We start from the raw sequence: 2,832 nt of genomic DNA, 5'->3' as shown, positions 1-2,832 counted from the left end.
GGCCGGGGGTGGGAATGTTCCGGCCGGAGCCCGACCGCGCCCCGGGAATTTCCGCCGTGGCATGCCCTGGCGACGCTGTCGTTGCGGCGCGGGGTAGCTTGCGGGCCGGGCGGGTGGCCGCCGGTCCCGGGCCGGGCGGTGGGAAAGCGTTCCCGGCCCGGGCGCCGACCTGGGTAGCCTCGCGGGCATGAGGATCGGCATTGTGGGGGCCACCGGCCAGGTCGGTGGCGTGATGCGGCAGGTGTTGGCGGAGCGCGAGTTCCCGGCGGAGCAGGTGCGGATGTTCGCCTCCGCCCGGTCGGCCGGCCGGGCCGTGCCGTGGCGCGGCGGCGAGGTGACGGTCGAGGACGCGGCCACGGCCGACTACTCGGGCCTGGACATCGTGCTCTTCTCCGCCGGCAAGGGCACCGCGCGGGAGCTGGCCCCCCGGGTCGCCGAGGCCGGCGCGGTGGTGATCGACAACTCGTCGGCGTTCCGGATGGATCCGGACGTCCCGCTGGTGGTCGCCGAGGTCAACCCGCACGCCGCCGCGAACCGCCCGAAGGGCATCATCGCCAACCCGAACTGCACCACGATGGCTGCGATGCCGGTGCTGCGCCCGCTGCACGCCGAGGCGGAGCTGGTGAGCCTGGTCGTCTCGACGTACCAGGCGGTGTCGGGGGCCGGCCTGTCCGGCGTGGCCGAGCTGGAGGAGCAGGTCCGCAAGGTCGCCGAGCAGGCCGCCGGGCTGGCCTTCGACGGCGCGGCGGTGGAGTTCCCCACCCCCCGGGTCTTCGCCCGGCCGATCGCGTTCAACGTGCTCCCGCTCGCCGGCTCGATCCTCGACGACGGCTCGGCGGAGACCGACGAGGAGCAGAAGCTGCGCAACGAGAGCCGCAAGATCCTGGAGATCCCCGGGCTGAAGGTCTCCGGCACCTGCGTGCGGGTCCCGGTCTTCACCGGCCACTCGCTCCAGATCAACGCGCGGTTCGCCCGGCCGATCAGCCCGCAGCGGGCCCGTGAGCTGCTTGACGGGGCCCCCGGCGTGGCCCTGTCCGACGTGCCGACGCCGTTGGACGCCGCCGGCCAGGACCCGACGTACGTGGGGCGCATCCGCGCCGACGAGACGGTGGAGCACGGCCTCGCCCTGTTCTGCTCCAACGACAACCTGCGCAAGGGTGCCGCCCTCAACGCGGTCCAGCTCGCCGAACTCGTCGCCGCCGACCTCCGCTGACGGCCGCTCGCCTGCCGGTGCGGTGCCGTCGCGTTACCCCGTCGGGCCGGCGGGTAGACGGCGGTGCCGACACCGAGAGGGGAGCACCATGACAACGGTCGGAGAGTTCATGACGACCCGGTTGGTGACGATGGACGGCGACGAGACGCTCACCGCCGCGGCGCGGGAGATGCGTGACAGCGCCATCGGGGACGTGATCGTCACCGCTGGCGACGATGTGGTCGGCATCGTCACGGACCGGGACATCACGGTCCGCGGCGTCGCGGAGGGGCTCGACCCCAGCAGGACCCCGCTCAACCACATCACCAGCCGTGACGTGATCACGGTGAGTCAGTACGACGACGCCGTGGCCGCCGCCGACCTGATGCGCACGTACGCCGTACGCCGGCTGCCGGTGATCGACGGCGGCCGGCTGGTCGGGCTGATTTCCATTGGCGACCTCGCGGTCGAGCGCGAACCACAGTCGGTGCTGGCGGGCATCAGCGCCGACGACCCCAACAACTGACCGTCCGCCGCGGCACGCCGGCCCCCGCACCCGGGGGCCGGCGTCGCATCGTGCCCGCGCCGCGCCGCGCCTCACCCGTTGCGGGTGAGATTGACCCCGTGCCCGACGGGGACCCCTCCTGCGACGTCGAACGCTGCGGCGTGACGGGAGGGAGGGACCGATGCCGGACGCGACCACCAGATTCTTCGAGGACCTGAACCGGCGGGGGTACGAACCGCTGCTGGTCAAGACATCCGGAACCATCCGCTTCGACCTGCGCGAGGGCCCGCGCACCAGCCACTGGACGGTGGCGATCGACCGGGGCCGGTTGCGGGTGAGCCAGGAGGACCAGGAGGCGGACACCGTCATCGGGATCAGCCCCGCCCTCTTCGAGGAACTCGCCGCCGGCCGTGCGCACGGCATCGCGGCGATCCTGCGCGGGGACATGACCGTCAGTGGCGACCCCCGGCTGGTGGTGCAGGTGGAGCGGCTCTTTCCCGGTCCGCCGACCAGCCAGGGCCCGCGCCGGCACGTCCAGAGGGAGGCACGCTGATGCCGCAGAGCAACACGGTCCGGATCCTGGACGGCAGCACCTTCGTCGTCTCGGAGGACACCGGCGACATCGAAGCGACGCCGAGCGAGCCCACCGGCATGTTCTCCCTGGACACCCGGTTCCTGTCGCGCTGGGTGCTGACCATCAACGGCGAGCGGCTCAACACCCTGTCGTACGACGACCTCCAGTACTACGAGGCGCGCTTCTTCCTGGTGCCGGGGATGGCCACCCACTACGTCGACGCGAAGCTGTCGATCGTCCGCAAGCGGGCCGTCGGCGGCAGCTTCCATGAGCAGGTCACCATCCTCAACCACGACGAGAAGCCCGTCGACCTCGAGGTCCGGATGGACGTCGACTCCGACTTCGCCGACCTGTTCCAGGTCAAGGACGAGATCGTGAACAAGAAGGGCGAGAAGTACGCCGAGGCCGAGGCCGACCGGCTGCGCCTGGGCTACCACCGGGGCAACTTCCGGCGCGAGACGATCATCTCCTGCTCGCGGACCGCCCGGTACGACCGCAACGGCTTCGCGTTCACCGTCCACCTGGAGCCGAACGAGCAGTGGAGCACGGAAATCGACGTGC

Annotated in this window: 4 protein-coding genes; all 4 read left to right on the top strand. The window is 71.7% G+C overall.

Annotation, left to right across the window (positions count from 1 at the left end):
- The first annotated feature begins 187 nt into the window (after positions 1-187).
- Entirely contained in the window at positions 188-1,213 is a 1,026-nt protein-coding gene (locus tag E1258_RS31685; protein ID WP_132407546.1) for an aspartate-semialdehyde dehydrogenase, read from the top strand.
- A gap of 88 nt (positions 1,214-1,301) precedes the next feature.
- The gene (locus tag E1258_RS31680) at positions 1,302-1,718 is read left to right on the top strand and encodes a CBS domain-containing protein (protein WP_132407544.1); all 417 of its coding nucleotides are present in this window, start codon (positions 1,302-1,304) and stop codon (positions 1,716-1,718) included.
- 160 nt (positions 1,719-1,878) lie between these two features.
- On the top strand, positions 1,879-2,250 hold the full coding sequence (locus E1258_RS31675; RefSeq protein ID WP_132407542.1) for an SCP2 sterol-binding domain-containing protein: 372 nt from the start codon (positions 1,879-1,881) through the stop codon (positions 2,248-2,250).
- Positions 2,250-2,832 (top strand): glycogen debranching N-terminal domain-containing protein (locus E1258_RS31670; protein ID WP_305847286.1); only part of this gene is annotated, 583 nt, incomplete at its 3' end. The genes E1258_RS31675 and E1258_RS31670, both read left to right, overlap by 1 nt.

This window comes from Micromonospora sp. KC207 (assembly GCF_004348615.1).
In the GTDB taxonomy this organism is placed as follows: domain Bacteria; phylum Actinomycetota; class Actinomycetes; order Mycobacteriales; family Micromonosporaceae; genus Micromonospora.
Note: the sequence above shows the minus strand (reverse complement) of the source record. Positions and strands in the feature narration are given on the sequence as shown.